The organism is Xanthovirga aplysinae, from assembly GCF_009711365.1.
Lineage (GTDB): Bacteria > Bacteroidota > Bacteroidia > Cytophagales > Cyclobacteriaceae > Xanthovirga > Xanthovirga aplysinae.
This window is the reverse complement of sequence record NZ_SMMB01000969.1, coordinates 1-5,949: the sequence shown is the minus strand read 5'-3', so window position 1 is coordinate 5,949 and position 5,949 is coordinate 1. Positions and strand designations below refer to the sequence as shown.

Below are 5,949 nucleotides of genomic sequence, written 5' to 3'. Positions count from 1 at the left end.
ATAAACCGATCCAGCTGATTTCCTTTAAAGGAAGTGAGGTTCTTTACCAGTGTCCGGTTAAATTTAGAATCAATTAATCTTTGTTGCGGGGCAGATTGATTAATTCTTGCCATGGCTCTTTTTTCCTTTTCCTTCCTACTGAATTTCTTATATAGACCTGTAATAGGGCTTCCGATTATTTCCGTAAAGCTAGGGGCCTTGGTAGAAGGATTCTTCATTATGGGTGTCATGAATTGGGGAAAGTTGAAATTTGTTTTTTCCTCAGGTTTAGGCTCATAAGCCAGAATATTTCGCTTAAACTTATCTTCGGGCGGGAGGTCTAATATAGTTACCTCCTGCAAAGAAATAGTTCTTGGGTTTAAGAAAACAGTAAGTAATTTTCCGAAGCTTTCAGGTTCATTGACCACTAAAGTATCATTAACAAACTGGACACTAGGAAACACTAGAATATCTCCTTCTTTCGCTGGAATTTGAAAAAAACCATTTTGGTCGGAGGCTGTGGCTTTTTTTGTGGAGATATTTAAAACAGTGATGAAAGGCGCGACGGTAAAATTCTCTTGGTTAATAATTTGGCCCTTTCTCAGTGTTTCGTTCTTTTTTTGGGTAGTATCTTGAGCTTTTGAATTGTGATAGTTAATTAATAAACTCAATGTTACACTAACAAAAATTAGTTTATTCATAGAAATGGGGTTGGATAGGAAATTAATGTAAGAGATTAATTTGAAATTAAGAGGTGAAATTTTTTCAACAAACAAAGCTCCAAAATACTAAAAAGATTAGGTTATTTTAGATTGACCTTAAAAAAACTTTACCCATATACTTGTTGTATTTACTTAATTTTGCTCCCAAAGGTTTGAAAATTCTTTATGATTAAATAAAAATAATGTTGTTTTTTTCGAACTTTCCTTATTACTTAATGTCAAAAATATAAATTTGGAATACTAATTTAATATTGTTAATTTCATTATAACTAATTGGAAAACAGCCTGAGTTATGAAAAGAAAGATTGTAATAATAGTTGTAGTGCTTGTCACAATGGGTTCAACGTTCATTGCGAATGCTGGGCCGGTTGGTGACGGTATTCTAAAGTCTGCTCAAGTAACAGGGGAAAGCGTTGTAAACGATACGCTAACTCAACCAGCACAAAACGAATCTTTTTGGGATTGGTTTCTGTCTATCTTTAACCTTTAATTCTTAAAATGAAGAAAATTATCTTAGCAGTAGGCTTGTTCACAAGCCTACTGGTTATTACACATTGTTCTTATTCTTCTCCTACGTTTGACTTTAAGGGGGCTTATGAATTAGCTAAGGAAAACGCAGGTAATAAACCCGAACTAGCAATAAAGGTAGGGAAAAAACTGCTAGAAGAAGCGGAAAAAGCTGATAACATTGAGTACCAGGTGAACGCATTAAAAGTTATTGGGTATTCCTATAATGTAATTTCAGACTTTCAATCGGCTCTCGAATATTTTAATCGTGCTAGATCTCTCAACACTGACAAGAAAGAAGAAGCAAAACTATTGCATAACCTGGGGTGGGTCCACCGATCCGCAAAGAATTATGAGGACGCCTTAGAATTCTTTATTCAAGCAAATAAGTTATGGGAAAAATCAGAAATGGACTTCCAGGCCCCAACCCTGAATAATTTAGGTTTGGTGTATTATGAGTTAGAAGACATCCCTAACGCAAAAAAATATTTACAGGAAGCGTTAAGGGTTAGTAAGAAACACAATAATTCTAGAGACATTGTAAATTCGACTATTGCGCTTGGCTGGTTCTATCTAATGACCAATAATTTAGATTTAGCGAAAGATAAAACCATTGAAGGGTTGAATATATTAGATACTATCAAGTCGTACTCGGCTAATTATGTTCGTACAGATGCGCTTAATAACTTGGGGGCAATAGAGAAGAAACTAGGGGACCTAGATGAAGCTTATAACACCCACCTAAAAGCGTTTAATTTAGCCGTTGAAGTAGGGATCGATAAAGCAAAATTGGAAGCGTCTACAGCTCTTAAAAACATCTCTTACGCAAAAAATGACCTTAAACAATACAAGCTTTATTCAGATTATGAATTGGCATTAACCAAAAATCTTGATGCTCAGAAAGAGCGATTCATGGGGTACCTAATTGAGGAGAAGAAAAACGAGAAATTGCTAGCTGAAGCCCAGGTGGAAAAGACTGAGCTAATCAATACTATGATCATTGTAGGGGTAATAATTTTCTTGGGGTTAATGATGTTCCTGGCTTACAGGTATACTAGATCAAAAACAGACAGCCTTAGAACAAGTTTGGAAAACACTGAGGATAAGATGATGAAAGCACTTGAAAATGAATCAAATCTTATGATAGAGTTAAAGAAATTACAATCAGAAGGAAACGCAGACATTAGGATAAATTAGTTTCTAAAATAAATCTAATCAACCAGTCTAATTCCCTTTCGAATTAACTATTTTCAGGGCACCCTGTTTCATTTTTGGTCAACTATTCAATTTGATTGTACGAGTCATAATTAAAGTAAAGAAGGTGTTTTAAACGAATTGTTTTTTCTTCAGTAACAGTTTTCATTTAGCTTTCCTAACATCGCACAGGCTGATCCTTCATTGGTCGTGAACCTTTTTTACTTCCTTTCGGATCCTATTGATTTTCTAGTAATCCTAGTTAATTTCTGCGGAGATGTTTTGTTTTCCTTTTTTGTAATCTCTGAACAAGAAATAAATAACACTTGCTAATTCACAAATTACCTTAGTGTTCAATTTCTCATTTGACACCACCTTGATTAGTCTTGTTTGCTTTTCCATTACCATCTTATCCAGTGTTAAATATTTAGAATTTTATTATTTGAAATTTTTTAGCGAGCTATTGGAAATGTCATGTCAAATAACTGTATGGGAAAGGAAATAGTAAGGAAAATAAAAAAGCTATAGATCATTTTTGTTCTATAGCTTTTTTTCATGCTTTAATCTGGAGCTACAAAATCACTCAGGATTCTCCAGCAAAGTCCCTTTAAAAGTATGCTCTTCTAATTCATTTATGGAGCTTTCCACTTTCGCTTTTAGGTTTTCTTTATAATCGGCCAGGTTTTTTGCCACTTTCTCATCAAAGCTACCAATGATTTGGGCAGCTAAAATGCCTGCGTTTTTGGCTCCATCTAATGCCACGGTGGCAACAGGTACACCTCCAGGCATTTGTAAAATGGATAAAACAGAGTCCCAACCGTCAATGGAATTACTCGATTTGACAGGCACCCCGATTACTGGAAGCGTAGTTAGAGAAGCCACCATGCCCGGTAAATGGGCAGCTCCACCCGCACCTGCTATGATGGCTTTCAATCCTTTATTCCTGGCTTGTTCGGCATAGTCCACCATTCTTTTTGGTGTACGGTGAGCAGATACGATGGTAATTTCGAAGGGAACGTCTAACTCCTTAAGTACTTCTGCAGCATCAGCCATGACTCTTAGATCAGACTTACTACCCATAATGATTCCAACTAATGGCTTACTCATGAGATTATCTTTAAATTATCTTTTACAAATTGAGCCTTTTCTTTTAAGCGGTCAATATCATGGTCTATGATGGTTACATGTCCCATCTTTCGGAATGGCTTGGTCAACTTTTTACCATAAAGATGTACATAAACCCCTTCTTGTCCTAAAATCTCTTCTATCCCTGTGTATATTGCCGGGCCTTCATGGTCATCCTCGCCCAAAAGATTTACCATTGCTGATGGGCATTTGGAATCTGTGGCTCCTAGTGGTAAATTTAGAATTGCCCGCAGATGCTGTTCAAACTGGGAAGTGAAATTGTCTTCAATGGTTTGATGCCCACTATTGTGAGTTCTTGGGGCCACTTCATTCACCAATATTTCATCCTCCTGTGTGATGAACATTTCTACCGCCAATAGGCCCACCATATTTAAATCGGTAATTACTTTTCTGGCAATTTTATCTGCTTGTTGGGCTACCTCTTTTGATACCTTGGCTGGGGCAAAGAGATATTCTACCAAATTATGCACAGGATGAAAGACCAATTCTACCAAGGGAAATGTTTTGATTTCGCCTTTTTCGTTGCGAGCTACAATGACGGAAATTTCCTTTTTAAAATCCACCATTTTCTCTAGCAAGCCTGGAGCATCAAACCCTTGTTCAATTTGTGCTTCATTTTCAATGCGTTGTACTCCCCGCCCATCGTAGCCCTCCTTGCCCAATTTATGCACGGCAGGAAGAAAACCCAGGTGTTGTTGAAGGTCTTTTCGGTTTTCAGTTAGTACAAAGTCGGCGGTTGGTATGTTGTGGGTTTTATAAAATTGTTTTTGGATTCTTTTATCCTGAATTAATTCGATAATTTCAGGCTGTGGGAAAACCTTTTTTCCTTCGTCTCTTAGCTTTTTTAAAGCTTCAGTATTGACATGTTCAATTTCGATTGTAATTACATCACAATCTTTTCCGAACTCATAAACCGTGTCGAAATCTTTTAAAGACCCACAAAAGAACTCAGAAGAAAGATCCCGACAGGGAGCGTTTTCATCCGGATCAAGAATTCGAACGTCCAGATTAAAATTAATGGCTGATTGTATCAACATCCGGCCTAGCTGACCACCACCTAATACACCCAATTTAAAATTTGGATCAAACGCATGAAGCATTTTCATTTATTTTTTGGATAATTAAAAATATTCGATTCAGCTGGCAAAGCTAATTTTTTTTCCTTTCTCTTCCGAAAAAAATAATGTTCAAAAACTGTGCAAAACCTACTAATTCTTTTATTTCCTCTTAATGAGGCTTTTTTTTGGGGTAGATTTCACCTACAAAAAGACATTTTACCTTTCTTCCAAACTCAATCACATCTCATAAACGTTTTTTTTCAATTGTTTAATCCTGATTTTGAATATATTTGTGCCCACACTAAAAAATTATATACTTTATAATAATGTGAAGAGTTAAAAGTGATGGTGAGGAGTGGAATGTTTGTTACTAAGGTTTTTTAAACTTTTAAAGCGTATTTTATCCATAACCTGAAACTTTAGGAAAAACTAAGCTAGTCTAAAGGTTTTGTTTTTTTGACGAAGAAGGAATTTTACTGCTATATGAAACAACTTTTTTTTCCATCAGACAAGAATTATATCCTAAAGGAGGCCCAGGGGGTGAAGAAGGAAGAGTTGTTATGCTATCTATTTCGAAAGGCCAAAGCCAATTATCTTTTATTGACAAACCCTTTAGGTTTGGAGGACGATACAACTTTGCGAATAAAGGATAGCCAAAAGTTTAAATTAGAAATTACGAGTCAATTATATGATTACCTGGCTGTAATCTATCGTTATAAATATGGTTCGAACCAATTGGAATTCCTTTTTGATGAGAAAAGTCATTGGGAAAAATATGAAAAAGAATGGACATTAGTTTTTTATCAGTGGGCAGATGAATTTTGTAGAAATCGAGTGTTTTTACGACTAGTGATTCAATCGACCTTAGCTTTCCCTCTAAATATGAATCCCGATCAATGCCAAATTAAAGTCAGAAAAATGGTCAGCCAACATTTTAAAATGCGAATTGATCGTAGAACAGGACTTCCTTCTCGAAAAGCTATTTAGAAAAACAATTAACGTTCAATCGAAAACTGCCCATATCCAACCCATTCCCCAGGATGATAGGTAACTTTTTCAACTTTTGCTAGGGCAGGCCCTTGATGGCACCACAGCAAAAAAGCCTCAATTTGAGTGGCGGTTCCTTCAGCTTCAATATAAACTCCTCCACTATTTTTGTTTTTAACAAAACCATTAATTCCTAATTCTAAAGCTTTTTCCTGGGCACTTAAACGGTAATATACTCCTTGTACTTTTCCTTCTACCAAGATATTATAGTGAATAGGATTTTGTTCGATTGTCATGATTTCAAAAAAGAATTAAGTTGGACTCAAATTAATCAAGTAAATTAAAAAGATTTAAAG

7 protein-coding genes are annotated in these 5,949 nt (G+C 35.7%); 3 read left to right on the top strand and 4 right to left on the bottom strand.

Annotated elements, in window-relative coordinates; translation table 11 throughout:
• On the bottom strand, positions 1 to 680 hold a 680-nt coding region (locus tag E1171_RS09270; RefSeq protein WP_155205726.1), incomplete at its 3' end, for a peptidase associated/transthyretin-like domain-containing protein.
• 355 nt (positions 681 to 1,035) lie between these two features.
• Between E1171_RS09270 and E1171_RS09265 the strand changes: the two genes are divergently transcribed.
• Positions 1,036 to 1,191, top strand: a complete 156-nt coding sequence (locus E1171_RS09265; RefSeq protein WP_187696362.1) for a hypothetical protein — start codon at positions 1,036 to 1,038, stop codon at positions 1,189 to 1,191.
• An 8-nt stretch (positions 1,192 to 1,199) separates the two neighbouring features.
• Positions 1,200 to 2,405: a tetratricopeptide repeat protein gene (locus tag E1171_RS09260; RefSeq protein ID WP_155205724.1), complete on the top strand. Its 1,206-nt coding sequence runs from the start codon at positions 1,200 to 1,202 to the stop codon at positions 2,403 to 2,405.
• Positions 2,406 to 2,981: 576 nt separating this feature from the next.
• Here E1171_RS09260 and purE read toward each other — a convergent pair.
• Both purE and E1171_RS09250 read right to left on the bottom strand, forming a co-directional pair.
• Complete coding sequence (purE, locus tag E1171_RS09255; protein ID WP_155205723.1) at positions 2,982 to 3,509, bottom strand: 5-(carboxyamino)imidazole ribonucleotide mutase; 528 nt, start codon at positions 3,507 to 3,509, stop codon at positions 2,982 to 2,984.
• Complete coding sequence (locus E1171_RS09250) at positions 3,506 to 4,648, bottom strand: 5-(carboxyamino)imidazole ribonucleotide synthase (protein ID WP_343031316.1); 1,143 nt, start codon at positions 4,646 to 4,648, stop codon at positions 3,506 to 3,508. The genes purE and E1171_RS09250 overlap by 4 nt, the downstream gene beginning before the upstream one ends.
• Positions 4,649 to 5,089: 441 nt before the next feature.
• On the opposite strand from E1171_RS09250, the gene E1171_RS09245 reads away from it, so the two are divergent.
• Positions 5,090 to 5,593 (top strand): hypothetical protein, encoded by a 504-nt coding sequence (locus E1171_RS09245; RefSeq protein WP_155205721.1) that lies wholly within the window; start codon positions 5,090 to 5,092, stop codon positions 5,591 to 5,593.
• An 8-nt stretch (positions 5,594 to 5,601) separates the two neighbouring features.
• On the opposite strand, the gene E1171_RS09240 is transcribed toward E1171_RS09245, so the two are convergent.
• Positions 5,602 to 5,889, bottom strand: a complete 288-nt coding sequence (locus E1171_RS09240; protein ID WP_155205720.1) for an acylphosphatase — start codon at positions 5,887 to 5,889, stop codon at positions 5,602 to 5,604.
• Between the last annotated feature and the right edge of the window lie 60 nt (positions 5,890 to 5,949).